This window comes from Lacibacterium aquatile, from assembly GCF_042683105.1.
In the GTDB taxonomy this organism is placed as follows: Bacteria; Pseudomonadota; Alphaproteobacteria; order Elsterales; family Elsteraceae; genus Lacibacterium; species Lacibacterium aquatile.
In genome coordinates, this window is the sequence record NZ_JBHUIP010000003.1 from 579,793 (window position 1) to 605,128 (window position 25,336).

A 25,336-nucleotide genomic window follows, 5' to 3' on the forward strand; every position below is an offset into this window, starting at 1 on the left:
GCGCTTTCTCTTAAAAAAGCTGTCTTGGATCGGTAACACAAGCCCCTGAAGAGGCGTCGTTGCTTACTCGGCGGCGTCGGCCATGATCGGCAGGCCAGCCCGTTCCTCGGCTGAAAGCCGTTCGATCAGGACAAAAACCCGCAGAGCGCTGGACAGGTTGCCGCTGCGGCCCTGGTCGATTTCGGCGATCAGGCCGTTGATCGACAGGCCCTTGCGCTGTGCCGAATGTTTAAGGGCGACCCAGAAGGCATCTTCCAGCGAAACCGAGGTTCGATGACCGGCGACGACTACGGAACGTTTGATCAGGCGGGTCGGATCGGGGCTGGTCATCATCGGATCTCCACAACAGCTCGGACAGAATAGAAAGCGGCGCGCATTCCGGCCTGCATCAAGGGGCAGGCGGACGCGGCGGAATGGGCAGGGGCGGGGGGTCTCGGCGGTCGCCCGGCATGCGCGGAATGCGCCCGCCACCCGACCAGTCCCACATCAGAAGACCGGGCAGGAACCCATCGCGTCCGCGCACAAGGCTGACGGCGGCGGCCCGCTGATCGGGGCCAAGGGCGCCCAGAAAATCCATTGTCTCGTCGGAAATCTGACGCTGCACTTCGAACCGCCCCAGCGTCGCGGCCCAAAGCTCGCGGTCCAGAACCTCGCGGTCGGGCTGCGGCTTGGCCATTTCGATCCAGAAGCGGTCGAAGTGGGGACGATTGCGGTCATTCATCTGTTTCAGCAGATTGATGACCTCCTTGCGGGCTTCCTTGGCGGCCTGCCGCTGGCTGTCGGTCATATTGACCTGCTCCAGCAGCCGGATTTCCGGCGCCATGCGTTTGCGCTCGGCAAACCATTGCCCGGTGAAAAAGAACCCGTTCCCCGCCAGCGAGATCACCAGCAGAACCCAGGGAAGCGCCTTGCGCCAGGAGGGAAGCCGCATCTGTTTCAGATCCCCGGCTCGTCGATGACCGCCACGATCAGCGCAGTATCGCTGTCGCCGATGGTCTCGGTCGCGACGCTGGCCTGACCCAGATCGAAGCCCATCCAGGCGGTCAGCATCAGGGCGCAGGCAGCCGCACCCCAGCTGGCCCGGTCCCGCCAGAAGGCACGGGCCTTGGCGCGTGGACGTTCACGTCCGGCGCGGCGGGCGGCCAGGATGTCGGCCAACCGATCCGGGTTACGGGCAAGCCAGCGCTCCACCTGGGCGCGGTCGCGCGGCCCAAGGGCACAATCTGCATAGGCGGCCAGCTGCATGGCGCCGGGTTCTTCCCCGTCATCCGGCTGCTGGGTGGCACTCCGATAGCGGCGCCATTGGTCACGCCCGATCTGCGTGCGGTCCGTCTCGCGGTCCATGGCTTAACTCCTCTTGAACCGTGATAGGGAGCCTTTGGGTGCGGCATCCCCACCGGGGTTTTCGATTTCGGCAAAATGACGGCGTAGTTTTGTCAGGGCCTTGTGATGCTGGCTGCGCACGGTCTGCGCCTCGATCTCCAGCGCCTGGGCGATCTCGATGGGATCCATGTCTTTTTCATAAAGCAGCGCCAGGATCAGTTCCTGCCGGGGGCTTAAGAGGCCCGGCGGTATCTGCACCTTCTCCTGAATTTCGACCGGCGGTACGGACAGGCTTTCTTCCGGCACATCGTCGATGGCGACGCCGATGGGCTGGCGGCGGCGCATGCGGTCGCGGGCGATGGAGCGCGCGACGATGGTCAGCCAGGTCGCGGGCGCCGCCCTTGCCGGATCATATTGTTTGAGCAGCCGGTAATCCTGGGCGACCAGCGCGGTGAACACATCCTGCGCCAGATCTGCGGCCTCGCCGCGTCCGACCATGCCGAAGCCGGGCAAGGTTCGGATCGCCGACTGAACGACCCCCGTGAACCCATCGACGAACCGATCCCAGGCGCCGCGCTCTCCGCGCATCAACGCCTGCTGGTCGAAATCATCGTCGTTGCTTCTTCGCCGACCGGCCACCCGCATCTCCCGTTACCGTAAACTGGAGATAGGCGGTATCCGGCTCAAGCATCCCCGTGTTGGAAAGTTTGTTGGGGCATTCTTTTTTGCTGCCCCCACGTACATCGTCATCCCGGTGTTCGACACCGGGATCTCCTGGCTTTTTGTATTTTTGTCGTCATCCCCCCGACTTGATCGGGGGATCTCCTCCGGGGGCTTGTCCCACTAAACCTCGTCATCCTCGGGCTTGACCCGAGGATCCATCTTTCAGCGAGCTGCGTAGGGCCGGAGTTTGGCAACCACCCTGGATCCTCGGCCCGGCGGCGTTGCCGCCGAACATTACGTTAAGCGCGCAACGCGCGCGGGGCCCGAGGATGACGAATACTCTTAAGGAAACGCCCCCGGAGGGGATCCCGGGATCAAGTCCCGGGATGACGGGATACCGCCTCAAGTAGGGCGAAGCCCGGTAGGCGAACGCACACCCGCCTCAAGTAGGGCGAAGCCCGGTAGGCGAACGCACACCCGCCTCAATGCGTCTTCTTTTTCTTCTGCAGCGCTTCGAAGATCTGCACGGCATTCAGGGCGGCGCCCTTGCGCAGATTGTCGGTAGCGCACCAGAGGGTCAGGCCGTGCGGCACGCTCTTATCTTCACGCACCCGCGACACGAAGACCGGATCGTCCCCCGCCACTTCGACCGGGGTGACATAGCCCTCATCAGCGCGATGATCGATGACCGTTATGCCGGACCGCTTCAGATGCTCGCGGGCGGCTTCGACCGACAGGGCATTCTCGAATTCGATGGTCACGGTCGCCGACTGTCCGATGAAGACCGGAACGCGCACGCAGGTGGCGGTCAGGGCGAAGTCCGGGTGGATCAGCTTGCGGGCTTCGCCTGCCAGGGTCGCTTCCTCGGTCGTCTCGCCATCCTTTTGAATGTCGCCCACGTGGGGGATGACGTTGAAGGCGATCTGCTTGGTGAAATGTTCCGGCTTCAGCGGATCATTCACGAAGACGGCGCGGGTCTGGTTGAACAGCTCGTCCATCGCCGACCGGCCAAGACCGGACACCGGCTGCATCGCCGTCACGACGGCACGCTTGGCATGGGCGGCCGCATGCAGCGGCTGGACGACGGCAGCAATCATGATCGCCAGCGGCGAGGGGTTGGCGACGATCTTCTTCTTGGCACCCGACAGGGCGGCGGCATTCACCTCCGGCACGATCAGCGGCACACCCGGCTCCAGCCGGAAAGCGGGGGAGCAGTCAATGACCATGGCCCCGGCAGCAGCGGCCTTCAGGGCATAGGGCTTGGTCTCGGCGGCATCGATGGCGAAGAAGGCATACTGGATGCCTGCGAAGTCGAATTCCTTCAGTGACCGGACGATCAGTTCGTCATCTTCGCCGAAGCTCGCCTCCTGACCCACCGAGCGGTCGGACGCCAGCGCAACGATGTCCGCAGCCTCGGCCAGTTCCTGTTCGGCCAGAATCATCAGAATTTCGCGCCCGACCGAACCGGTCGCGCCGATGACGGCAATGCTCGCAGCCATGTCCGGCTCCTTGAAAATGATTTGATCTGGGGAGGTAAGCCACATAAGTCGGGTTGGCAAGACGCCATTTGGACCATATCTTGTGATTCGTCATGTATGACGCCCCTTTTTGGTCACAGTTCTCTGTCACAGCGTTCGGGGGCCTTTGCATAAGGAACGCGGCGAATGACTGCTGCCCAGGACTGGTTCGTCTTCTGGCGCTCAATGGTTGATAATCCGGCACGCATTGGTGCCGTTCTCCCCTCCTCTCCCAGACTGGGCCAGCGTATGGCCCGTCAGGTCCGCCTGTTGCCAGGTGAAGTGCTGGTGGAGATTGGGGCCGGAACCGGCGTTGTGACCCAGGCTCTGCTGGAAGAAGCGGACGTCCTGCCCGAGCGTCTCTATATCGTCGAGCTTGATCCTCGGCTGGCGGCGCATTTGCGGGAGCGCTTCCCCCGCTGCCATGTGCTGGAAGGCAATGCGGCTGATCTGCCTGCCCTGCTTGGAGAGGAACTGATCGGCAAGGTCGGAACTGTCGTCTCCAGCCTGCCGATCCGCCCGATGAGCCGCGCTGTTCAGCGCAGCATCGTCGATGCGTCCTTTGCGGTGCTCAAGCCCGGCGGTTCTCTGCTGCAATACACCTATCCACCGCTCTGCCCGCTTCCTGCCGAGGAATTTGGGCTGGTGGCTGAGGGGTTGGGTCGCACCTGGCGCAATCTCCCCCCAGCCGCCGTCTGGCGTTTCACCCGGGCGTGATTTTGATCAACGATTGTCGTCATCCCCCGACTTGATCGGGGGATCTCCTCCGGGAGCCTGTCCCCCCTAAAAACTCTGTCATCCCGGGATCAAGTCCCGGGGTGACGATTGACGCAGGTCCTGCGGCTACCCTAAGCGCCGGATGCCATCGATCAGCAGCTGAGACGCAATCAGCCACATCACGATGGCGATGATGCTGTCGAGCACGCGCCACGCGCTCTGCTTCTTGAACAGCGGGGCCAGCAGGCGCGCGCCATAGCCAAGGCCGAAGAACCACACGAAGGACGCCGTTGCCGCGCCGCCCGCGAACCAATAGCGGTCGGGCAGGGGATGACGGCCGGACAGGCTGCCGACCAGCACCACGGTATCGAGATAGACATGCGGGTTCAGCAGGGTCACGGCGGCGACGGTTGCCAGTGCCTTGGCCAGCGTCGGCGCCGCGCCTTCGGTCGGCAGTAGGGCGCCGGGCTTCCAGGCACGCATCGCTGCTTTCAGGCCATACCAGCCCAGGAAGGCCGCGCCGGCGAAGGCAATCACGATCAGGGCATTGGGCGAGGCCTGGACGAGGCTGCCGAGACCAAAACAGCCCGCCAGGATCAGAATGGCATCGGACAGCGCGCAGAAGGCGGCCAGCGGAAAGACATGCTGGCGTAGCAGCCCTTGGCGCAGCACATAGGCATTCTGCGCGCCGATGGCGACGATAAGACCGGCACCGAGGGCAAAGCCTTCGGCGGCAACAGCGATGAACGACATGGGAAAACTCCTGACCCGCGCCCGTCTTTGAAAATGGGCGCTTCAAACAGCAAAGAATAAAGGCGATGCAGCAACCGAGGTCAGGCTCGGCGACGGCTCATCTTTTCAAGATAGTCGGCAATGATCAGGGTCATGGTGGCGGCTACTATTTCAGCAAGGCCCGTGCTTTGTCCATCTCGATCCTGCGGTAAAAATGGCGTGCCCCTGTCACACGAGCCTCACCTGCCTCGTCTCCCTTTCGAAAGCCAACTTGCTCAAGGAAGGAAGACTGCAATGGCCCGCTTGAATTGGTTCGAGATTGCGCCCGCTGGTGCGAAAGCCCTGTCCGGTATCCATCATTACGTCACGAAAGAGACCGACCTTCCCGAGGAGCTGGTTCATCTCGTCTTCCTTCGGGTCTCGCAGATCAACGGCTGCGCCCATTGCATCGATCTGCATAGCCGGGACCTCCGCAAAAGCATGTCGATCGGCAAGATCACGCTGGTGCCGGTGTGGTATGAAGTTCCCCACCTGTTTTCCGATCAGGAACGTGCTGCGCTGGCCTGGGCCGAGGAAGTGACACGTATCAGTGAAACCCATGCCTCCGACGAAGCCTATGCGGCTGTATCGGCGGTGTTCGAACCCAAAGATCTGGTGGATCTTACCATCGCCATTGCGGCCATGAATGCCTTCAACCGCTTGGGCGCGCCGTTCCGGCTCCCGGTGGCGACCAAGGCTTAGTCAATTCTAAAGGGAGCTAGTCTCATGTCGGTTTATCAGCCTGGAGTTCTTTACCCCCTAAGCGAGGGCATCTGGCTGGCCGAACATGAGATGAAGCTCGTCGGCATTCCGTTCCGCACGCGCATGTATCTGGTGCAACTGCCGGACGGCGATCTGGTGATGCATTCACCGATCCCGCCGAACCATGGGCTGACCGAGGCGGTGTGGAAACTCGGCACGCCCAACTGGCGGATCGCGCCAAACCTGCATCATCATCTCTTCCAGACCCCCTGGCAGGAACTCTGCGCTACCTCGCGGCTGCTGGCTCCCAAGGGGCTGGAGAAGAAGCGCCCGGATCTGCGTATCGACGGCACCCTGCCGCAGGATGTTCCACCGCAATGGGCCGGTGTGCTGGAGGCTTTTCCGATCCTGGGCAATCCGGTGATGAAGGAGAGCGTGTTCCTGCATCGCCCATCCCGCAGCCTGATCCTGACCGATCTCGCCATGAGCACGGCACCGGGGGACCATTGGATCCTGCGGCTCTACGGGCGCCTCAACGGTCTGCACGGCAAGCTGGGCGTGAGCCATATGCTGCGGCGGTTCTACAAGGATTGGGCGGCGGCGCGCGCCAGCCTCGACGCCATTCTGGATCAGGATTTTACCCGCGTGCTGACGACCCATGGCCCCCTCATAGAAAACGGCGGCAAGGATGCCCTTGCCGCCGCGTTCTCTTGGTTGAAACCTTAACCGGTAACCCGGCGAGGGCTAATTACTCACAATATCTTCCGTGCGTGGCTTCTGCTTGTTGCGGACCAGCAGGTTCAGGAACTCGACACCGGCCGAGAAGGCGATGGCGAAGTAGAGGTAGCCCTTGGGGATATGGAACCCCAGGCCTTCGGCGATCAGCGCCATGCCGATCAGCAGCAGGAACGACAGGGCCAGCATCTTCACGGTCGGATGTTTCGACACGAAGTTGCCGACGGGAACGGCGGCCAGGATCATGACGATCATCGCGGCAACGACGGCGGCGACCATAACGGCCAGCTCGTCGGCCATGCCGACGGCGGTGATGACGCTATCGAGCGAGAAGACGATATCCAGGATCGCGATCTGCACGATGGCGGCACCGAAGGCCAGATAGCCCTTCTTGGGCTTGCCCGTAGCGTCCTTTTCCTCGACTTCCATCGAGTGATGGACTTCGAGCGTTGCCTTGACCAGCAGGAAGGCACCGCCGCCCAGCAGGATGATATCGCGCCACGACAGCGAGAATTCACCGATGGTCAGGATCGGCGTCGTCAGCTTGACGATGAAGGAGATGGACGCCAGCAGGGCCAGGCGGGTCAGCAGGGCCATGGTCAGGCCCAGGCGCCGGGCGCGGTCGCGCTTTTCAGGCGACACCCGGTCGGCGACGATCTGCACGAACAGCAGATTGTCGATACCCAGAACGATTTCGAGGGCCGCCAACGTCAAGAAACTCATGATGACGGCGGGATTGGTCAGCAGGTCGAGCATGGCCGATCCGTTATTCCAAAATAAGGGGTTGAAGAAGTAGGTAGGGTATTACTTCCGCAGCCTGTCTAGCGTCAGTTGAGCCATCTCACGATGGCGGTCGTTGACGGAACCGGCAACAGATTTCAAGGCCGCGATCAGGACCGCGGCATCGTCGGTGAAGCCCAGACCCGCCAGAATGTCCGGCACGGCGTCGGTGGGCAGCAGGAAGTAGGCGAGGGCGCCATAGAGGATCCAGCGCACCCGGCGGGGCGTCTTGGGATCCCGTGCGGCAAACCAGGCGGCCAGCAGGTCGCTTGCGAACGGCAGACGATGAATGTTCTGACGCAGCTTGCGCCAGAAGCCCGCCTGAACGCGGGCTTCATCTTCAGCAGAGGCAACTGGAATGGGCAGATTCTCGCTCATGCGCGCCAGATGGCCCTGATAAGCGGTTTGTGCAAGGCTCGGCGCGTCGCTTTTACCTGTTTCTCACCAAAATCTTGGTCCCTAGGTGCTTCCATCGGGTTGAAAATTGCTCTAAACCCGTCGCCATCGAAGTTTTCGCTATTTTAATAAGAACGGACGATCATGGACCTCAGCAAGATCCCGACCGGCAAGAACCCGCCCCACGACGTCTATGTCGTGATCGAGAACCCGGCTGGCGCCCCGCCGGTGAAGTATGAATTCGACAAGGACAGCGGCGCGCTGTTCGTCGACCGTTTCATGCACACCAGCATGGTCTATCCGGTGAACTACGGCTTCATCCCCCATACCCTGGGCGGCGATGGCGACCCGGTTGATATGATGGTCATCACCCATCTGCCGCTGGTGCCGGGTGCGGTCATCCGCGCGCGTCCCGTCGGCGTGCTGCTGATGGAAGACGATGGCGGCATCGATGAAAAGATCATCGGCGTGCCGGTGGACAAGATGATCCCCTATTATGCCGACGTGAAGGAATACACTGACCTTCCGGCAATCCTGCTCGACCAGATCAAGCACTTCTTCGAGCGTTACAAGGACCTCGAAAAGGGCAAGTGGGTGAAGGTGCAGGGTTGGGAAGGCGCCGCCAAGGCAGCCTCCCTGATCGAAGAAGGCGTCTTGCGCGCCGCCAAGGAAGGCTGAGGTTTTCTAAGGGCCATAGCGAAAAGCCCCGGAGTTTCTCCGGGGCTTTTTTTGTCAGGGGGCATTGCGGTTATGGCAGTCCTGCGACCAACCAAGCCCCCAGTCCCCGGAATTGGTACATTCGACCGCCTTCGTTGGCTCACCTGTCCGAGTCGCTGCACCGTAGCCGGTAGGCTTTCCACCAGTCTGAGCGCAGGCTGCAAGGGCAAGAATGGCCGCCAGCATCAGCGACTTCGAGATAATCGTCGGCATCGCGGAAGTCTCCTTAATCGCGTTACCGTTCATATGGGGAGCAACAGGGATTGGTGAAGAGCCTATGTCCGGTCTCAACGGGATTGTAGTCGGGATCATCCTGACCTGGGCGCTGGCGATTGCCCTGTTGTATCTGGCGCTCTGGTTCGTGACCCGCCGTCTGGCATGGCGGTGGCGCATGGGCATCTTCGCTGTCCCGCTTCTGGCGTTGGGTGCCTGGATCACGTTCGAGCCGATCATTTACCGCGACGAACATCTTTATGAGCGTGTCTTTCAAACGGGCGTGGCCGACGAGGTTGCCGACCTCAAAACCTCGCTGGTGACGCGCCCAGGGGTGGAGATCATCGACCTGCGTTTCCGCGCCCCGCCCCAGTCGGTGGCCCGTCTCCTGGACTATTTCACGGAAACTCCGGGCGTCAGGATCCCGTCTCCGCCCACCTGGATGCCATTTATCTGTTCAACCGGCGGGCGGATTTATGCCGGAGCAGGGCTGTACGGCTGGACCGAACTGCTGGTCGCCCACTGCCCCGGCGATGGATCGGTATCGGTCCATGCTCGTCAGAACTTCGATCCGAGCGTGCAGCGGTAAGCCTCGCGGTCCTCACACCGGCCGGGCTGCATCCGTATAGGCTTCGGCGAAGTTCGCGGCGGGCGGGATCGGCTTGATCACATCGATCAGCACGCCATTCGGGTCTGCGGTAATGAAATGGCGTTGCCCAAAGTCCTCATCCCGCAGCGAGCGCAGGACGGGCAGACCCGCCGCGACCATGGCGTCATGGACGGCGTCCACATCCTCGACTTCGAAATTCAGCAGCAGACCGGAAGCCTTGCCGCGACCGATTTCGGGGATCGTCTCATGACTGCCGTCGAGGATCGCGAGATTGACCGACTCATTGCCTACCATCTGAAGATGGACATACCAGTCGGCGGTAAAGAGCGCCTGAAAGCCCAGATGCTTCTCATAGAAGCCAGCGGTTCCGGCGACATCATCGGTCATGATCACGGGGTAGTAGCTGGTGATTTTCATGGTGGCATCTCCGCATGAGAAAACATACAATCTGTATGTTTTATGGATTTAACATACAGGCTGCATGTATGCAAGAGGCAAAACGGACCAACCGCGACCGCACCGAACAGACGCGCGGCGCTTTGCTGCAGGCGGCGCGGGCGCTGTTTGTCGAGAAGGGCTATGCCGAAACCTCGACGCCGGAAATCGTCGCGGCTGCTGGGATCACGCGTGGGGCGCTCTATCACCATTTTGCTGACAAGCGCGCGCTGTTCCGGGCCGTGGTGATCGAAGAGGCGCAGGCGGTTGCTGCCGATATCGAGCGGACGGCAGCCGTCGCCACTTCCCCGCTGGACGCCTTGTTAGTGGGTAGCGATGCCTATATCGACGCCATGCAGGCGCCGGGGCGCACGTTGCTGCTGCTGATCGACGGCCCGGCCGTGCTGGGGCATCGGGAGATGCAGCATCTGGACGGCGACCATGCGGCCCGCACGCTTGCGCAAGGGCTGGCGGCTGTCTCGGGCAAGCAGGATCAGGCGCTGGCCGATCTTCTCTCGGCCGCCTTCGATCGGGCTGCACTGGCTATTGAGAGCGGCGAACCGGCAGAGGTTTACCGGGCAGCGATCAAGATGCTGGTGACAAGCGCTGTTAGGTGAAGTCCTTTTTTGCCGCTCTTTACATCCTCGTCATCCCGCACTTGATGCGGGATCGCTCTGATGCTGATCCGCCTCGGATAGACCCCGCATCAAGTGCGGGGTGACGACTTCTTGGGGAACCTCGGCAAGGATCGGGTGTCGGTGGAAGGGCAGTTTTGGCATCAAGCCCCCCTCACGAACCAAGGGGGGCTTTCAGATGACTATTCTTACCAACAAGACCGCCATCGTCACCGGTGCCAGCTCCGGCATCGGTCGGGCCGCCGCTTTGCTGTTCGCGGCCGAGGGGGCAAAGCTTGTCGTCACCGGTCGGCGCCAAGCAGAACTCGACAGGCTGGTCGCAGAGATCGGCGGCCAAGCCGTGGCGCTGGCGGGCGATGTTGCCGACGAAGCCCACGCCAAGGCAGCGGTTGACCTGGCTGTCGAGCGATTTGGCGGCCTCGACATCGCCTTCAATAATGCCGGGATCGTCGGACAGATGCTGCCGGTGGGCGAGATGACGCTGGCCCATTGGCAGGAGATCCTGGACACAAATCTGACTGGCGGCTTCCTGGGCGCGAAATATCAGATCCCGGCGATGCTGGCACGGGGCGGCGGCTCGCTGATCTTCACCTCGACCTTTGTCGGCTATACCGCCGGATTGGCGGGGATGAGTGCCTATGGCGCCAGCAAGGCCGGGCTGATCGGCTTCGCCAAGTGCCTTGCCACTGAATATGGCGCCAAGGGCATCCGGGTGAATGCCCTGTTGCCGGGCGGCACCGACACGCCCGCCAGCATCACGCGCGGTGCGCCCCAGGAAGTGGAAGATTTCGTCAACGGCCTGCATGCCCTTAAGCGTATGGCCGAGCCGGAGGAAATCGCCAAGGCCGCCCTGTTCCTGGCTTCGGATGCGTCCAGTTTCGTCACCGGCAGCGCGTTGCTGGCCGATGGCGGGGTGTCGATCAGCCGGGGGTGACAACATTTCCTTCCGTCATCCCCCGACTTGATCGGGGGATCTCCTCCGGGAGCCCGTCCAATTCTGACGGAGACAGCGTTGAAACGCCCCCGGAGGAGACCCCGCATCAAGTGCGGGGTGACGACAGAACACAAATGGCTGGAGACCCCGCATCAAGTGCGGGGTGACGGCGCTGAGCTTACCCCAGGCTCTTGCTCACGATCTCATAGACGTCCTTGGACAGGCCTTCGGTGCCCTTGATCTGTTCCAGGGCCGCACGCATCAGGTCTTGGCGTTGCTTGTCGAAGCGGCGCCAAGGGCCGAGCGGCAGGACGAGGCGGGCGGCGAGTTGCTTATTGACCTTGTCCGTCGCGACCACCTGTTCGGCGAGGAAGCGATAGCCGCTGCCGTCACCCGCATGGAAATACTGGCGATTGCCCGAGGTGAAGGCGCCGACAAGGCTACGCAGCTTGTTCGGGTTCTTGGCATCGAAGCTGGGATGGGACAGCAGCTTGCGCACCTCGGCCAGCGTGTCGGAGCGGCGCGACAGGGCCTGGAGCGTGAACCATTTGTCCATGACCAGCGTGTCGTGTTTCCAGCGCTTCTCGAAGTCGGCCAGCGCCTCCACCCGGTCGCGGCGGTCGGTATCCACAAGGCAGCCCAGGGCCGCCAGCACGTCGGTCATATTGGCCTGGGCGCGATATTGCGCGGCAGCCTCGTCCAGCGCCTGGGCATCGCCTGCGGCGCACAGCAGATCGAGGGCGGCATTCTTCAGGGCGCGCTTGCCAGCCTGATCGGCGGTGGGGGCAAAAGCCTCGTCACTCTTGCCCGCCTGATAGGCCGCGCGCAGTTCCTTCTGCAACTCGGCGCCCAGGGTGCGGCGGGCGAAGTTGCGGGCCTCGACAATCGCTTCGATATCGATCTCGCTGACCAGTTCGGCCAGATAGCTTTCGGCAGGCAGCGCAAGGCTAAGCGCGATGAAGGCCTGATCGAGGCTCTTGTCGACCAGGGTCAGGCGCATGGCTTCGACCACGGCGGGCGAGAGCGTCAGCACCCGGCCCGCACGCCAATCGGCGGCAAGCTGAAGCAGATGCTGGGCAGCCAGGGTCTGACCTGCTTCCCAGCGGGCAAAAGAATCGCTGTCATGGGCGGCCAGGAAGGCGAGATCGTCGGCCTTCAGATCGCTGACCAGCTTCACGGGGGCGGAGAAACCGCGCAGCAGCGAGGGCGTCGGCCGGTCCTTGAAGCCGGTGAAACGGAACGTCTGGCTTGCCTCCCGCAGGTCGAGGACGCGGGTTCCGGCATCGACCGGACCTTCATTCTCCAGACGCACCGGCAGATCGGCGCCATCCGTGCCGATCAGGCCAAGGGCGAAGGGGATATGATAGGGCCGCTTTTCCGACTGCCCCGGTGAGGCCGCGCAGGACTGTTTGAAGGTCAGCGACAGCACACCGGCTCCCGCATCCCACTCCTGGGAGACTTCCACGGTCGGGGTCCCGGCCTGATCGTACCAGCGTTCAAACTGGGAAAGATCGGCGCCATTGGCGTCGGCCATCGCGGCGCGGAAATCATCGCAGGTCACGGCCTGCCCGTCATGGCGCTGGAAATAGAGATCCATGCCCTTGCGGAAGCCGTCCTTGCCCAGCAGCGTCTGATACATGCGCACCACTTCGGCGCCCTTGTTATAGACGGTCGGCGTATAGAAATTGTTGATCTCGATATAGCTGGCCGGGCGTACCGGATGCGCCATCGGGCCAGCATCTTCGGGGAACTGCACGGCACGCAGGCCGCGCACGTCGCTGATGCGCTTCACGGCGGCGGAATTCATGTCCGAGCTGAATTCCTGATCGCGGAAGACCGTCAGGCCTTCCTTCAGGGATAGTTGGAACCAGTCGCGGCAGGTGACGCGGTTGCCGGTCCAATTATGGAAATACTCGTGGGCGATGACCGCCTCGATGCCCTGGTAATCGCCGTCGGTCGCGGTATCGGGGCGGGCCAGCACATATTTGGTATTGAAGACGTTGAGGCCCTTGTTCTCCATCGCGCCCATGTTGAAGTCGGACACGGCGACGATCATGAAGGTATCGAGGTCATATTCCAGGCCATAGACCTCCTCGTCCCAGGTCATGGAGCGCTTTAGGCTGTCCATGGCATAGTCGGTCTTGTCGGCATCGACGGCGACGGTCCAGATCTCCAGCGCCACCTTGCGGCCGCTCCTGGTCGTGAAGCTGTCACGGGTCGCGGTCAGGGTGCCGGCCACCAGGGCGAACAGATAGGAGGGTTTGGGGAACGGATCTTCCCAGCGCGCGAAATGCGTGCCGTCGCCTAAGTCCCCCTCGCCGATCTTATTGCCGTTCGACAGCAGCACCGGATAATCGGTCGGCGCGATCAGCGTCACCGTGTAACGCGCCATCACGTCGGGACGGTCGGGGAAATAGGTGATCTTGCGGAAGCCCTGGGCTTCGCACTGGGTGCAGAAATTATTGGAGGAGACGTAGAGGCCTTCCAGTTCGGAATTCTTGTCGGGATGGATCTCCACCACCGAATTGATCACGATGCGGCCATCGGCGGGGGGATTGAGGATCGTCAGCGCCTCGGCATCCCGGGTGTAATCGACGCCCTCGGCCAGATCCTTGCCGTTGAGGTTGATCGACTTCAGATCCAGCTTGCGGCCTTCCAGGCGCAGCGGCCCACCCTGACCTGCCGGATTGCGCTGCATCGACAGCCGGGCCTTCACCTCGGTCGTCGCGGGATCGAGCTTGAAGGTCAGATCCACCAAATCGACCAGATAGGGCGGCGGCGCGTAATTCTTCAGCTCGATCAGGCTGGGGGTCGCGACGCTGTTATCGGCCATGCTGGCGGATCCTTTTTGTTTTCTTCAGAAGTAGATATCGAACTTGGCAAGGCAGGCGCGGCGATGCAAGGCACAAGACGAAGACCGACTCATGAGCCAGATCGATCGGTTGCGCCGTAAACTCGCCCGATTGATCGATGAGATAGATCGGTCATGATCCGCGTCCTCCCCCTTCTCCTGTTTCTCGCCCTGCCCGCACTGGCCCAATCGCCCGAAGAAGCGAGCCACATCCGGGCGAGCGCCGATGCCTATCTGAAGGGCCGCTATCCCGACCTATGGCGGGCAGAGGTAGGATGGGATGTTAAGCCCGGCGCAGGGGAAACCTGGAGCGCCACCTACCGCGCCGCGCCGCAGGAAAGTGGCAAGGCACGTCTGTCAGCCGAACTCTTGCTGTCCAAGGGGCGCTACGAGGTGCTGCGGGAGGATATCTCCGTCCTGCGGGCCGACTGGGACATTCTGTCGATGGCGAAGCCAGTCCCTGCCGATCTGCTGAAGCTCGCGCAGGAGGCAGCGGGGGAGCAGCCCGGCTATGACGCGGCGTTACCGTGGGTGGTCTGGGACAGCGCGGACTGGATCAGATGGAACCGGCGCTACCGCCTCTATGCCGTGCGCTATTTCGGGGTGGAGCCCGGCCATTGGCTGGTCGGCCAGACCCGCGAGGACGGCACCTTCGGCATCGGCGCGCAGGTGATGATCGCCAAGGCAGACCGGCGAGTGGCGCGGGTGTTCTTCGAGAAGTAGGGTGCTTTCTAGACAAGGCGAATTCGGCTAATGTCAGCACAACCATGAGGCTGCTGTTCGCCCTGCTCATCATCGCGTGCCGCCCTGCCATCGCGCAGGAATCGGAGGTTGCGCCGCAGCCCGCGCCGGACCATCTGGCGACCATCGCCGATACCTATCTGTCGCTCCACCATCCGATTGTCTGGTCGCCGGGATTAAGGTGGTTGCTGGAGCCGCCGCCGGAGCCCAGGGACACTTGGACCTTGAAGCTTGAGGACACCACGGGACGGGGGCATTCCGGCTTGCTGGTTCTCTCCGCACGTAGCCAGGCCATAGTTGCCGAAGATATTCGGATTGTGGGGAAGCCGATCTTCTACGAACCAGAGCCGTTGTACCGGCCGCCGCTCGCCTTTCCGCCAACGCCGGAACTACTCGCCATTGCCGAGGAAGAGGCAAAGAAGCTAAGGCATTTCGAAAAGCGGGACCGTGAATGGGTCACCTATGACGGTGCCGATCTGATTGCCGACGAGACCCCATACCATCGCAACTCGACCTATAAAGCCGTCACCGCCGAAACCTGGGTTATCCGGCAGAAATGGACGATTGATGCGCTCGACGGGCATCACGCGATGATCGTGATCGCGAAATCGGATAAGCGCGTCCTCAAGGTCGGCTACAACTTTTTTGAGGAGGCGGACTAATCGCTTTTTGGGGCGTCCGGCACCAGACCGAAAGCGGCCACAGATCCCCCGGTCGAGCCGGGGGATGACAGTTCTTGTTTATGGAGCTTTAGAAGCGAAGGCGGGAGGGGGCAGATGCTAGGCACTTTCGAGCGCAGGCGCGGAACGTACGACTGTACGTGAGCACCGAGCACCGGAAGTAACGACGCAGATGCCCCCTCCCGCCGAGCGACCTTTAGGCGGCTTTGATTTTGGCGAGGAAGGTCGTGACAGACGTCCGCAGTTCCTCGGCCTGCTGGGCAAGACCGGTACCGGCGCCCAGGACCTGCTGGCTGGTGGCACCGGCGCGGCCCGCGGCGTCGCGCAGCTGGCCGACAGTGCTGGCCACTTCCTGGGTGCCGACGGCGGCTTCTTCCACGTTGCGGGCGATTTCAGCCGTTGCAGCGGACTGCTCTTCCACCGCCGAAGCAACGGCAGTCGCGATCTCGTTGATGCGGCGCACGGTGGAGCCGATCTCGTGGATCGCCGTCACCGCGCCATCGGTCGAGCCCTGGATCGCGGCGATCTGAGCGCCGATCTCCTCGGTCGCCTTGGCAGTCTGACCGGCGAGATTCTTCACTTCGCCCGCCACCACGGCAAAACCCTTGCCCGCATCGCCTGCGCGCGCGGCTTCGATGGTGGCATTCAGGGCCAGCAGATTGGTCTGTTCGGCAATCGCACTGATCAGGCTCAGCACGCCGCCGATCTTGCGGGCGGCATCGGCAAGACCAACCACGATCTCTTCGGTCTGGTGAACCGACTGCACCGCGCCATCGGTGATGCGGGCGGTTTCGGCCACCTGCTGACCGATCTCGCGGATCGAGGTGGTGAGTTCCTCGGTCGCGCTCGCCACCGTCTGCACGTTGGAGGAGGTATGTTCGGTCGCCTGGGCGGCAACCCCGGCCTGCTGATTGGCTTCGCTCGCCACCCCGGCCATTTCCTTGGCGGCGGCATTGAGCTGGCTCGATGCCGATCCGACCACCTGCAGAACCCCGCCCACCTGACGGTCGAAGCCCTGAATGAGGGTTTCGAGGGTCATCATGCGCATATCAGCCGCCGCGCGGGCCTCTTCCTGTTCGGCTTCCAGACTGACGCGGCGGACCGAGGACTGCTTGAGCACTTCGACGGCCTCGGCCATCGAGGCGATCTCGCCCGACAGGCCTTGCTTAGGAACGGTCGCCGACAGATCACCCTTGGCAAGCGAGCTCAGCACTTGTGTCAGGGTCAGGATCGGTCGGGCAAGGCTGCGCGACACGGTGATCGCTGCCCCGGCCACGGTCAGGCAGACCAACAGCCCGACAGCCAGCATCGGCACCAGTGATCCCAGAGCGTCCGAGCGCACCTCGTCCACATAAACGCCAGACCCGATGACCCAATCCCACTGGGGGACATAGGCGACGAAGGACACCTTGTCGACGGGCGCAGAACCTGCCTTGCGCGGCCAGGGATAATGGACATAGCCACCGGCGACATCGGCCTTGGCGACGCGGGTGAAGGTCTGGAAGATGGCCTGACCGTCGCTATCCTTGATGCCCGCCACCGACTTGCCCACCAGATCGGGCTGTATCGGATGCATGACCATCACGGGCTTGCTGTCGTTCACCCAGATATAACCTTCGTCATTATGGCGGATGGCGCCCAGGGCGATGATCGCATCCCGCTGGGCATCGGCGCGGCTAAGCTCGCCCTTTTTTTCCCGCTCGATATAGGCGGTCACGATGGACCGGCTGGCATCCACCGCCGTCTTGGCCATGGACTCGCGTTGATCGAATTTCGAGGCATAGAGCATCCAGGCGGCGACACCGCCATAGATCAGGAATCCTGCCAAGCCAACCAGCAAAATAGCTGTCAGTTTCTGTGAAACCGTCCCACGCGCCAGGAGCCCCGACATTATTCGTTCCCTTACAATAAGTTACGGGAACGCACTCTAATTAGATAAAATTGTATTTTTACCTGTCAGACTTCCAGGCCGGTGCGACATTTTTGACCATTGCCCCAGCGCGTGACTTACAGAAACGGAAGTGCCGTGCGTGTGGCAAGGGTCAGGGGTGACGGTAGCGCATCGATGGCGAACCACCCCCAGTCGGCCAGCGCCTTCGGTTCCTGGATCGCGGGAGTTCCCGACTCGATCCTAGCCCGGTGGGTGGGCGCGACCCAGTGATGATCGGCGGCGATCTGATCGACGACGCAGAGCAGCGGTCCGACCGCGATCACGATCCCCAGTTCCTCGGCGATCTCCCGCGCGATGCAGTCGACCACCGTCTCGCCGAAGTCGAGCTTGCCGCCGGGCAGGCCCCAGTGATCGGCCTCGGGCTCGCGGCGGCGCTTGACTAGCAGCAGGCGACCCTGGTCATCCAGGATCGCTGCCCCGCAACCAACTCTAGGCTGAAGTGATGTCACTTCGCCGCCATGCGAATGGCGCCATCCAGACGGATGACCGACCCGTTGAGCATGACGTTGCCGAGAATGCTTTCGACGAGCGCCGCATATTCGTCGGCCCGGCCCAGGCGGGAGGGGAAGGGGACCATGGCGCCCAAAGCGTCCTGCACATTCTGCGGCATGCCCGATACCATGGGCGTGCCGAAGATGCCCGGCGCGATGCTCATGACGCGGATGCCCTGGCCCGCGAATTCACGGGCCAGCGGCAGGGTCATCGCCGCAACCCCGCCCTTGGAGGCGGCATAGGCGGCCTGACCGATCTGACCTTCGAAGGCCGCGACAGAAGCGGTCATGATGATCGCCCCGCGCTCGCCGGTGTCCAGCGGATCAAGGCCCATCATTCCGGCCGCTGCCACCCGCAGCACATTGAAGGTGCCGATCAGATTGATATTGATCGCCTTGGTGAATTCGGCCAGCGGCTGGATACCGTTGCGTCCCACCACCTTGGCGGCGGGGGCGACGCCAGCACAGGCAACCAGGATGCGGGCAACGCCATTGGCTTCGGCGGCCTTGGCAATGGCGGCTTCGACGGCTGTGTCGGAGGTGACGTCGCATTCGATGCCCGTAACGCCCAGGTCGGCGGCAGCCTTGGCGACACGGTCGGCGCCGAGGTCGAGGATGGTCACCTTGGCGCCACGCTCTTTCAGCATCTGCGCCGTGCCATACCCAAGGCCCGAGGCCCCGCCGGTCACGAGGGCCGCTTGTCCGGCGATGTTCATGGGTTTCCTCCGTTTATGTTTTTTGCAGGCTGTGATCGACCATGCCGTGTTTAGCGGTTTGCGACTACCGTCTGCTTCTGCTCACCCAGCCCCTGAATGCCCAGGCGCATCACATCGCCTGCTTTCAGGAACTGCGGCGGAGTGAGCCCGACGCCGACGCCCCAGGGTGTGCCGGTAGCGATGATGTCGCCGGGCATCAGGGTCAGGAACTGACTTAGGTAGCTGACCAGGAAAGCCACGCCGAAGATCATATTGCCGGTATTGCCATCCTGGTGGCGAACCCCGTTCACCTCCAGGAACATCGGCAGATTCTGGACATCCGCAATCTCGTCCTTGGTGACCAACCAGGGGCCGGTGGGGCCGAAGCTATCGGCGCTCTTGCCCTTGATCCATTGGCCGCCGCGCTCGTTCTGCCAGCCGCGATCCGAGACATCGTTGACGACGCAATAGCCCGCCACATGGTCCAGAGCATTGGCTTCATCCACATAGGAGGCCCTGCTGCCGATCACCACGCCCAACTCGACCTCCCAATCGGGCTTGGGGGCACCGCGCGGCAGAACTACATCGTCGAAGGGGCCGGAGAGGGCGGAGACTGCCTTGTCGAACAGGATCGGCTCCTTGGGCCATTTATCCGGCTCGCCCGCATGGTCCTTATAGTTGAGGCCGACCGCCACGAACTTCGACACCTTGCCGACGCAAGGGCCCAGGCGCTGCTTGCCGGGTACGAGCGGCAGGCTTGCCGGGTCGATGGCGGCAAGTTTGGCGAGACCGGCGGGGCTGAGCGTATCGCCCGCAATGTCGCTCACATGACCCGACAGATCACGCAGGGCGCCATTGCTGTCGAGGATACCGGGCTTTTCAGCACCGGGAGTGCCATAGCGCAGGAGTTTCATGGGGGAGCCCTTTTTAGATCGTCATCCCAGGGCTCGACCCTGGGATCTTGTGTGGCCACGCCGCGTAGAGACAGCGGCGGAAGGAGATCCCAGGGGCAAGCCCTGGGATGACGTATCCTTGAATAGGGCGCTAATGCCCGACCAAAGTCCCTACCGGCTCCAGGCAACCACCTTCTGGTTCTGCTCGCCCAGGCCTGCGATGCCCAGGCGCATGCTGTCGCCTGCTTTCAGGAACTGCGGCGGCTTCATGCCCATGCCGACGCCCGGCGGGGTGCCGGTGGCGATCACGTCACCCGGCATCAAGGTCATGAACTGGCTGATATAATGGACGATATGGGCGACGCCGAAAACCATGGTGCCGGTATTGCCGGTCTGGCGGCGGGTGCCGCAGACATCCAGGAACATCTCCAGATTCTGCACGTCCGTGATCTCGTCCTTGGTGACGACATAGGGGCCGATAGGGCCGAAGGTATCGGCGCTTTTGCCCTTGGTCCATTGGCCGCCGCGCTCGATCTGATAGGCGCGCTCGGACACGTCGTTCACCACGCAGTAACCGGCGACATAATTCAGCGCGTCGGCCTCATCGACATAGGAGGCGCGGGTGCCGATGACGATGCCCAGTTCCACTTCCCAATCGGTCTTCTCCGATCCGCGCGGGATGACGACATCGTCATTGGGGCCGCAGATGGCGCTGACGGCCTTGGCGAACAGAATCGGCTCCTTGGGGATCGGCGATCCGGTTTCGGCGGCATGGTCGGAATAATTCAGGCCGCAGCAGATCATCTTGGAGACGCTGCCGACGCAGGGGCCGATGCGCGGGTTACCGGATACCAGCGGCAGGCTGGCAAGATCGAGCTTCGCCAGTTTGGCAAGGCCATCGGGGCCGAGGATGCTGCCGTCCACATCGGCAATAACGCCGGAGAGATCGCGGATCGCGCCGCTCTGATCGAGGATACCCGGCTTCTCCTGGCCAACAGGGCCATAGCGCAGCAGCTTCATCTTATCGTTTCCTTCCCAAGGTGAGGCCGGAAACACTAAAGGCCTGAGACGAAAGGTCAATTCCCTGGGGGCAGGATAGGGAAACTTTCGTTGAAGTTTCGTTGGGGTGGTTCCCCTTGCATTCATCGTCATCCCGGTGCTCGACACCGGGATCTCCTCCGGGAGACTGTCCAATCCTGCCGAGACACCGTGGAAGCGCCCCCGGAGGAGATCCCGGGATCGAGTCCCGGGATGACGGTCGTCTATTGGCTCGCATTTGCCAAAAGCCCTTATATACACGTGATAATCACGTATATAAATTAACAACTACATTTGGTTGTATTTTTATATTTGACGTCACAAATTCTCTGTGTTTATTCTGTGGACGCTCAAGACGAGCGGACTGAGCCGCCTAACGGCTTCGCGGTGATTTGACACCCAGTGCAGCTTGCGCCGCGTAACCAAACGCTAAAGCGCCACGACAGCCGTCGTGGTCCGGATAGGAGACCGACGATGAGCCATCATCGCTTTGAAATGACCGCCGCCTGCCAGTGTTCTTCCCTGCGCTGTTGTTGCGCCTGAAGCAGCTGCCTTTTCACCAGAAATGAAATAGGCCCGGCGCCCTTCGCAAAAGGGGCTGGGGCAAGTGGAGTATTCTTCCATGTCAGACGCCGTCGTCGTCAGCGTCGGCGGGCAGACCATCGGTTTGGCTGTCCGTCAGCGCCGTGGGTATCGCTTCTATGCGTCCGCCCACTCTTTTAATCGCATCGACCGCCATATTTTCCGCCGGGTGCGGGATCTGCAGCGCGCTGCCACAGCATTGATCCAGGACAAAGGGGGGATTGAGGCGTGAGCTATTCCCATACCCGTGCCTGGCCGCCCGCCGCGCAGACCGTGGCCGTTGCCGCCGTCATCGCGATCACTCTCCTGGGCGCCCTGCTCGCCCGTGGCTTTTAAGAAAGACAGGCCCATGTCCCAGTTCTGGAAAAGCTTCGCGGCGGCAACGCTGGCCGCCTCGGTCATCTCCTCCACCGCGCTGGCGGCGGAAATCAAACTGCTCAACGTCTCCTACGATCCGACGCGCGAATTTTATGCCGAGGTGAACAAGGTCTTCGGCGAGCATTGGACCAAGACCCATCCGGGCGACACCGTCTCGATCCGCCAGTCCCATGGTGGGTCGGGCAAGCAGGCACGCTCGGTCATCGACGGGCTTGAGGCCGATGTGGTCACTCTGGCATTGGCTTACGATATCGACGAGGTCAGCGATAACGGTTTCCTCGCCAAGGATTGGCAGAAGCGCCTGCCGCAGAACGCCTCGCCCTATACCTCGACCATCGTGTTCCTGGTGCGGAAGGGTAATCCGAAGAAGATCCAGGATTGGCCGGATCTGGCGCGTGACGATGTCGCCGTCATCACCCCGAACCCCAAGACCTCGGGCGGTGCGCGTTGGAACTACCTCGGCGCCTGGGGCTATATCCTCGACAAGGGTGGCTCGGAAGCCGAGGCTCAGAGTTTCGTCGACAAGATCCTGAAGCGGGTGCCGGTGCTGGACAGCGGCGCGCGCGGCTCGACCGTCACCTTCGTTGAACGCGGCGTCGGCGACGTGCTGATCTCCTGGGAGAACGAGGCCTTCCTGGCGGTGAACGAGCTGGGCAAGGACAAGTTCGAGATCGTGGTCCCCTCCATCTCGATCCTGGCCGAACCGCCCATTGCCGTGGTGGACAAGGTGGTCGACAAGCGCGGCACGCGCGCCGTGGCCGAGGAATATCTCAAGTTCCTCTATACCCCCGAAGGCCAGAAGCTGGCCGCCAAGCACTACTATCGTCCCCGCGACGAGAAGGCGGCGGCCGAGCAGTTCCCGAAGGTGAAGCTCTTCACCATCGACGAGAAGTTCGGCGGTTGGCGTGCGGCCCAGGCCAAGCATTTCGCCGATGGCGGCACCTTCGACCAGATCTACAAGCCCTAAAGGAACACCGGTGCAGCATTCCCTACTGCGTCGGCGGCCGAGCGTCATTCCCGGTTTCGGGGTGACGCTCGGCCTTACCTTGTTCTGGCTTGCCCTGATCGTGCTGGTGCCGCTTGCGGGGCTGGCGATCAAAAGCGCGGAACTGACGCCCACCCAGATCTACAATATCCTGACCTCCCGCCGGGTCGCCCATGCCCTGGGCCTTTCCTTCGGTCTGTCGGCGCTGGCCGCCGTCATCAACCTGATCTTCGGCACCATCCTGGCCTGGGTGCTGGTCCGCTACCGCTTCTGGGGTCGGGGGATCGCCGATGCGCTGGTCGATATCCCCTTTGCCCTGCCGACCGCCGTCGCCGGGATCGCCCTGACCGATCTCTATGGCCCCAACGGTCTGCTGGGCAGTGCGCTGGGGCAGATCGGTATCAAGGTCGCCTTTACCCCGCTGGGCATTCTGATCGCGCTGATCTTCATCGGCCTGCCCTTCGTGGTGCGCACGGTGCAGCCGGTGCTGATGGAACTGTCGGCGGAGGTTGAAGAGGCGGCGGCCACCCTGGGCGCTTCGCGCTGGCAGGTGATCCGCCGCGTCATCGCCCCGACCATTATTCCGGCCCTGTTGACCGGCGCCGCTTTGTCGTTTGCGCGCGGGGTCGGGGAATATGGCTCGGTCATCTTCATCGCGGGCAACCTGCCGAATGTGTCGGAGATCGCGCCACTGCTGATCGTGATCAAGCTCGAAGAATTCAAATATGCCGACGCGACCGCCATCGCGCTCGCCATGCTGATCGCGGCCTTCCTGCTGCTGCTGCCGATCAATTGGCTGCAACGCTGGTCCGACCGCCGGACGCGGAGGGCATGATGGCAAACTATAAAAGCGCTCGTCATCCCGGTGCTCGACACCGGGATCTCCTCCGGGAGACTGTCCAATCTTGCCGAGACACCGTGGAAGCGCCCCCGGAGGAGATCCCGGGATCGAGTCCCGGGATGACGGCTCTTTTTGTTTGGGTGGAAGTGCGTCCATGACCCTCTTCGCCGCCTCCGCCCCGCCCATCCGCACCGAGGCCCGGCCCGTCCGCTGGATCCTCACCAGCGTCGCGCTCGGCTTCCTCGGCCTGTTTATCCTGCTGCCGTTGATCCTGGTCTTCGGCAAAGCCTTCTCGCGCGGGATGACCGTCTATTGGGCCGCTTTAAGCGATCCCGACACCACGTCGGCGATCTTGCTGACCCTGGTGGTGGCCCTGACGGCGCTGGCGCTGAACCTGGTCTTCGGGGTGATCGCCGCCTGGGCGATTGCCAAGTTCGAATTTCCGGGCAAAAGCATCCTCATCACCCTCATCGACCTGCCGTTTTCCATCTCGCCGGTGGTGGCGGGTCTGGTGTTTGTGCTGCTGTTCGGCGCCAAGGGGCTGGTCGGGCCGTGGCTCGCCGAGCATGACCTGAAGATCATCTTCGCGCTGCCCGGCATCGTGCTGGCCACGATCTTCGTGACCTTCCCCTTCGTCGCCCGCGAACTCATTCCCCTGATGCAGGAGCAAGGCACGTCGGAGGAAGAGGCCGCCCGGTCCCTGGGCGCCAGCGGCTGGCTGACCTTCAGACGAGTCACCCTGCCCAATATCCGCTTCGGCCTGCTCTATGGCGCCTTGCTCTGTAATGCCCGCGCGATGGGGGAATTCGGCGCGGTGTCGGTCGTCTCCGGCCATATCCGGGGCGAGACCAACACCATGCCGCTGCATATCGAAATCCTGTATAATGAATATCAGTTCGTCGCCGCGTTCGCGGTGGCGTCGCTGCTCGCCTTCCTGGCCCTCCTGACGCTGGTCGCCAAGGCCGTGCTGGAGCGCCGGATCGCCCGCAGCCGGGGGACCCAGACATGACCGCAATAGAAACCAAGGGACTGGTGAAGCGCTTCGGCAGTTTCACCGCCCTCGACGGCATCGACCTCACGGTGAAGGATGGCGAGCTGATCGCCCTACTGGGACCGTCAGGCTCTGGCAAGACCACGCTGCTGCGGGTGCTGGGCGGGCTCGATCATCCTGACGAGGGCAGCCTGCTGGTCCATGGGGATGAGGCGCTGAACCGTAGTCTCAAAGACCGCCGCGTCGGCTTCGTCTTCCAGCATTACGCCCTGTTCCGCCATATGAGCGTGTTCGAGAATGTCGCCTTCGGTCTGCGAGTGAAACCCAAGGCCGAACGGTTACCGGATGCCGAGATTTCGGCGCGGGTGACGCGCCTGCTGGAGCTGGTGCATCTCTCCAACCACGCCACCCGCATGCCCGATCAGCTTTCGGGCGGGCAGCGCCAGCGGGTGGCCCTGGCCCGCGCGCTCGCCATCGAGCCGCGCGTGCTGCTGCTGGACGAACCCTTTGGCGCGCTCGACAGCAAGGTCCGCAAGGAGCTGCGCCGCTGGCTGCGGCAGTTGCAGCACGAACTGGGGGTGACGACCCTGCTGGTGACCCACGACCAGGAAGAAGCCCTGGAAGTTGCCGACCGCGTCGTCGTCATGAACAAGGGCCGGATCGAACAGATCGGCACACCCGAAGACCTTTATCAGCGCCCGGTCAGCCCCTTTGTGGCCGATTTCATCGGCGGCTCGAACTTGCTCCCCTGCGAGATCACGGCGCTGCAAGGCGACACGGCGGAGATCACCGTCGGTCCCTTGACACTGCGGGTGCCGTCGGTGCGGACGGAAGTAGGCCCGGCAACCCTTTCCATCCGTTCCGCCGCGTTGCGGGTGAACGGGGTGGGCCTGCCGGGGCAGGTCACCCACGTCAGCTACCTCGGTGCGTTACGGGAATATGTGTTCGATACGCCCGTTGGGCCGCTGACGGTGACCCAACCGCCCGAGGTTGTCCTGCGGCCGGGGGATAGCGCCCGCCTGGAGATCGTCGTCGGTGCCGGGGTCGTCGTCTTCTGATCCGCTGGCGCGG

The 25,336-nt window shown here is 62.7% G+C and carries 30 protein-coding genes; 14 read left to right on the forward strand and 16 right to left on the reverse strand.

The window, feature by feature from the left end; all coding sequences use genetic code 11:
- Positions 1-63: 63 nt before the first annotated feature.
- The 5 genes from ACFSM5_RS04845 to ACFSM5_RS04865 all read right to left on the reverse strand — a co-directional run bounded on the left by ACFSM5_RS04845 (position 64) and on the right by ACFSM5_RS04865 (position 3,485).
- The gene (locus ACFSM5_RS04845; RefSeq protein ID WP_379875122.1) at positions 64-333 is read right to left on the reverse strand and encodes a ribbon-helix-helix domain-containing protein; all 270 of its coding nucleotides are present in this window, start codon (positions 331-333) and stop codon (positions 64-66) included.
- A gap of 55 nt (positions 334-388) precedes the next feature.
- Complete coding sequence (locus tag ACFSM5_RS04850; RefSeq protein WP_379875123.1) at positions 389-931, reverse strand: hypothetical protein; 543 nt, start codon at positions 929-931, stop codon at positions 389-391.
- A 5-nt stretch (positions 932-936) separates the two neighbouring features.
- A complete protein-coding gene (locus tag ACFSM5_RS04855; protein ID WP_379875124.1) occupies positions 937-1,344 on the reverse strand; it encodes an anti-sigma factor in 408 nt (135 codons plus the stop codon).
- Between the two features lie 3 nt (positions 1,345-1,347).
- Positions 1,348-1,962: a sigma-70 family RNA polymerase sigma factor gene (locus ACFSM5_RS04860; RefSeq protein WP_379875125.1), complete on the reverse strand. Its 615-nt coding sequence runs from the start codon at positions 1,960-1,962 to the stop codon at positions 1,348-1,350.
- Between the two features lie 506 nt (positions 1,963-2,468).
- Positions 2,469-3,485 (reverse strand): aspartate-semialdehyde dehydrogenase, encoded by a 1,017-nt coding sequence (locus tag ACFSM5_RS04865; RefSeq protein ID WP_379875126.1) that lies wholly within the window; start codon positions 3,483-3,485, stop codon positions 2,469-2,471.
- A 165-nt stretch (positions 3,486-3,650) separates the two neighbouring features.
- Here ACFSM5_RS04865 and ACFSM5_RS04870 point away from each other — a divergent pair, with 165 nt between their 5' ends.
- A complete protein-coding gene (locus ACFSM5_RS04870; protein WP_379875127.1) occupies positions 3,651-4,220 on the forward strand; it encodes a class I SAM-dependent methyltransferase in 570 nt (189 codons plus the stop codon).
- A 126-nt stretch (positions 4,221-4,346) separates the two neighbouring features.
- Here the strand turns inward: ACFSM5_RS04870 and ACFSM5_RS04875 are convergent, their stop codons facing one another.
- Complete coding sequence (locus tag ACFSM5_RS04875) at positions 4,347-4,973, reverse strand: LysE/ArgO family amino acid transporter (RefSeq protein ID WP_379875128.1); 627 nt, start codon at positions 4,971-4,973, stop codon at positions 4,347-4,349.
- 273 nt (positions 4,974-5,246) lie between these two features.
- Here ACFSM5_RS04875 and ACFSM5_RS04880 point away from each other — a divergent pair, with 273 nt between their 5' ends.
- Both ACFSM5_RS04880 and ACFSM5_RS04885 read left to right on the forward strand, forming a co-directional pair.
- Complete coding sequence (locus tag ACFSM5_RS04880) at positions 5,247-5,693, forward strand: carboxymuconolactone decarboxylase family protein (RefSeq protein ID WP_379875129.1); 447 nt, start codon at positions 5,247-5,249, stop codon at positions 5,691-5,693.
- Between the two features lie 24 nt (positions 5,694-5,717).
- Complete coding sequence (locus ACFSM5_RS04885; protein ID WP_379875130.1) at positions 5,718-6,419, forward strand: hypothetical protein; 702 nt, start codon at positions 5,718-5,720, stop codon at positions 6,417-6,419.
- An 18-nt stretch (positions 6,420-6,437) separates the two neighbouring features.
- Here the strand turns inward: ACFSM5_RS04885 and ACFSM5_RS04890 are convergent, their stop codons facing one another.
- Both ACFSM5_RS04890 and ACFSM5_RS04895 read right to left on the reverse strand, forming a co-directional pair.
- A complete protein-coding gene (locus ACFSM5_RS04890) occupies positions 6,438-7,184 on the reverse strand; it encodes a TerC family protein (protein WP_379875131.1) in 747 nt (248 codons plus the stop codon).
- 48 nt (positions 7,185-7,232) lie between these two features.
- Positions 7,233-7,586: a YkvA family protein gene (locus tag ACFSM5_RS04895; protein ID WP_379875133.1), complete on the reverse strand. Its 354-nt coding sequence runs from the start codon at positions 7,584-7,586 to the stop codon at positions 7,233-7,235.
- Between the two features lie 162 nt (positions 7,587-7,748).
- On the opposite strand from ACFSM5_RS04895, the gene ppa reads away from it, so the two are divergent.
- Positions 7,749-8,282 (forward strand): inorganic diphosphatase, encoded by a 534-nt coding sequence (gene ppa / locus ACFSM5_RS04900; RefSeq protein ID WP_379875134.1) that lies wholly within the window; start codon positions 7,749-7,751, stop codon positions 8,280-8,282.
- 54 nt (positions 8,283-8,336) lie between these two features.
- Here the strand turns inward: ppa and ACFSM5_RS04905 are convergent, their stop codons facing one another.
- Positions 8,337-8,534 carry a hypothetical protein gene (locus ACFSM5_RS04905; protein ID WP_379875135.1) on the reverse strand — a complete coding sequence of 66 codons (198 nt, stop codon included), beginning with the start codon at positions 8,532-8,534 and terminating at the stop codon, positions 8,337-8,339.
- Between the two features lie 64 nt (positions 8,535-8,598).
- Here ACFSM5_RS04905 and ACFSM5_RS04910 point away from each other — a divergent pair, with 64 nt between their 5' ends.
- Positions 8,599-9,123: a hypothetical protein gene (locus ACFSM5_RS04910; RefSeq protein WP_379875136.1), complete on the forward strand. Its 525-nt coding sequence runs from the start codon at positions 8,599-8,601 to the stop codon at positions 9,121-9,123.
- 12 nt (positions 9,124-9,135) lie between these two features.
- On the opposite strand, the gene ACFSM5_RS04915 is transcribed toward ACFSM5_RS04910, so the two are convergent.
- A complete protein-coding gene (locus tag ACFSM5_RS04915; RefSeq protein ID WP_379875137.1) occupies positions 9,136-9,561 on the reverse strand; it encodes a VOC family protein in 426 nt (141 codons plus the stop codon).
- A 68-nt stretch (positions 9,562-9,629) separates the two neighbouring features.
- Here ACFSM5_RS04915 and ACFSM5_RS04920 point away from each other — a divergent pair, with 68 nt between their 5' ends.
- Both ACFSM5_RS04920 and ACFSM5_RS04925 read left to right on the forward strand, forming a co-directional pair.
- Positions 9,630-10,196: a TetR/AcrR family transcriptional regulator gene (locus ACFSM5_RS04920; RefSeq protein ID WP_379875138.1), complete on the forward strand. Its 567-nt coding sequence runs from the start codon at positions 9,630-9,632 to the stop codon at positions 10,194-10,196.
- A 196-nt stretch (positions 10,197-10,392) separates the two neighbouring features.
- Positions 10,393-11,148, forward strand: coding sequence for an SDR family oxidoreductase (locus tag ACFSM5_RS04925; protein ID WP_379875139.1), 756 nt, complete (start codon positions 10,393-10,395; stop codon positions 11,146-11,148).
- A gap of 178 nt (positions 11,149-11,326) precedes the next feature.
- Here the strand turns inward: ACFSM5_RS04925 and pepN are convergent, their stop codons facing one another.
- The gene (gene pepN / locus ACFSM5_RS04930; protein ID WP_379875140.1) at positions 11,327-13,981 is read right to left on the reverse strand and encodes an aminopeptidase N; all 2,655 of its coding nucleotides are present in this window, start codon (positions 13,979-13,981) and stop codon (positions 11,327-11,329) included.
- Positions 13,982-14,134: 153 nt separating this feature from the next.
- On the opposite strand from pepN, the gene ACFSM5_RS04935 reads away from it, so the two are divergent.
- Both ACFSM5_RS04935 and ACFSM5_RS04940 read left to right on the forward strand, forming a co-directional pair.
- Positions 14,135-14,722, forward strand: a complete 588-nt coding sequence (locus ACFSM5_RS04935) for a hypothetical protein (RefSeq protein WP_379875141.1) — start codon at positions 14,135-14,137, stop codon at positions 14,720-14,722.
- A gap of 44 nt (positions 14,723-14,766) precedes the next feature.
- On the forward strand, positions 14,767-15,402 hold the full coding sequence (locus tag ACFSM5_RS04940; RefSeq protein ID WP_379875142.1) for a hypothetical protein: 636 nt from the start codon (positions 14,767-14,769) through the stop codon (positions 15,400-15,402).
- Positions 15,403-15,616: 214 nt separating this feature from the next.
- Here ACFSM5_RS04940 and ACFSM5_RS04945 read toward each other — a convergent pair whose 3' ends face one another.
- The 5 genes from ACFSM5_RS04945 to ACFSM5_RS04965 all read right to left on the reverse strand — a co-directional run bounded on the left by ACFSM5_RS04945 (position 15,617) and on the right by ACFSM5_RS04965 (position 20,470).
- The gene (locus ACFSM5_RS04945) at positions 15,617-17,311 is read right to left on the reverse strand and encodes a methyl-accepting chemotaxis protein (RefSeq protein WP_379875143.1); all 1,695 of its coding nucleotides are present in this window, start codon (positions 17,309-17,311) and stop codon (positions 15,617-15,619) included.
- Positions 17,312-17,427: 116 nt separating this feature from the next.
- Complete coding sequence (locus ACFSM5_RS04950; RefSeq protein WP_379875145.1) at positions 17,428-17,820, reverse strand: NUDIX domain-containing protein; 393 nt, start codon at positions 17,818-17,820, stop codon at positions 17,428-17,430.
- Entirely contained in the window at positions 17,817-18,578 is a 762-nt protein-coding gene (locus tag ACFSM5_RS04955; protein ID WP_379875146.1) for an SDR family NAD(P)-dependent oxidoreductase, read from the reverse strand. Before ACFSM5_RS04955 ends, ACFSM5_RS04950 begins: the two co-directional genes overlap by 4 nt.
- Before the next feature lie 50 nt (positions 18,579-18,628).
- Positions 18,629-19,471 carry a fumarylacetoacetate hydrolase family protein gene (locus ACFSM5_RS04960; RefSeq protein ID WP_379875147.1) on the reverse strand — a complete coding sequence of 281 codons (843 nt, stop codon included), beginning with the start codon at positions 19,469-19,471 and terminating at the stop codon, positions 18,629-18,631.
- A gap of 150 nt (positions 19,472-19,621) precedes the next feature.
- A complete protein-coding gene (locus tag ACFSM5_RS04965; RefSeq protein WP_379875148.1) occupies positions 19,622-20,470 on the reverse strand; it encodes a fumarylacetoacetate hydrolase family protein in 849 nt (282 codons plus the stop codon).
- A gap of 640 nt (positions 20,471-21,110) precedes the next feature.
- Between ACFSM5_RS04965 and ACFSM5_RS04970 the strand changes: the two genes are divergently transcribed.
- The 5 genes from ACFSM5_RS04970 to ACFSM5_RS04990 all read left to right on the forward strand — a co-directional run bounded on the left by ACFSM5_RS04970 (position 21,111) and on the right by ACFSM5_RS04990 (position 25,323).
- On the forward strand, positions 21,111-21,302 hold the full coding sequence (locus ACFSM5_RS04970; protein ID WP_379875149.1) for a hypothetical protein: 192 nt from the start codon (positions 21,111-21,113) through the stop codon (positions 21,300-21,302).
- 117 nt (positions 21,303-21,419) lie between these two features.
- Entirely contained in the window at positions 21,420-22,415 is a 996-nt protein-coding gene (locus ACFSM5_RS04975; protein WP_379875150.1) for a sulfate ABC transporter substrate-binding protein, read from the forward strand.
- Positions 22,381-23,268, forward strand: coding sequence for a sulfate ABC transporter permease subunit CysT (cysT, locus tag ACFSM5_RS04980; protein WP_379875151.1), 888 nt, complete (start codon positions 22,381-22,383; stop codon positions 23,266-23,268). Before ACFSM5_RS04975 ends, cysT begins: the two co-directional genes overlap by 35 nt.
- 160 nt (positions 23,269-23,428) lie before the next feature.
- Complete coding sequence (cysW, locus tag ACFSM5_RS04985) at positions 23,429-24,283, forward strand: sulfate ABC transporter permease subunit CysW (protein WP_379875152.1); 855 nt, start codon at positions 23,429-23,431, stop codon at positions 24,281-24,283.
- A complete protein-coding gene (locus ACFSM5_RS04990) occupies positions 24,280-25,323 on the forward strand; it encodes an ABC transporter ATP-binding protein (protein ID WP_379875153.1) in 1,044 nt (347 codons plus the stop codon). Before cysW ends, ACFSM5_RS04990 begins: the two co-directional genes overlap by 4 nt.
- The last annotated feature ends 13 nt before the right edge of the window (positions 25,324-25,336 follow it).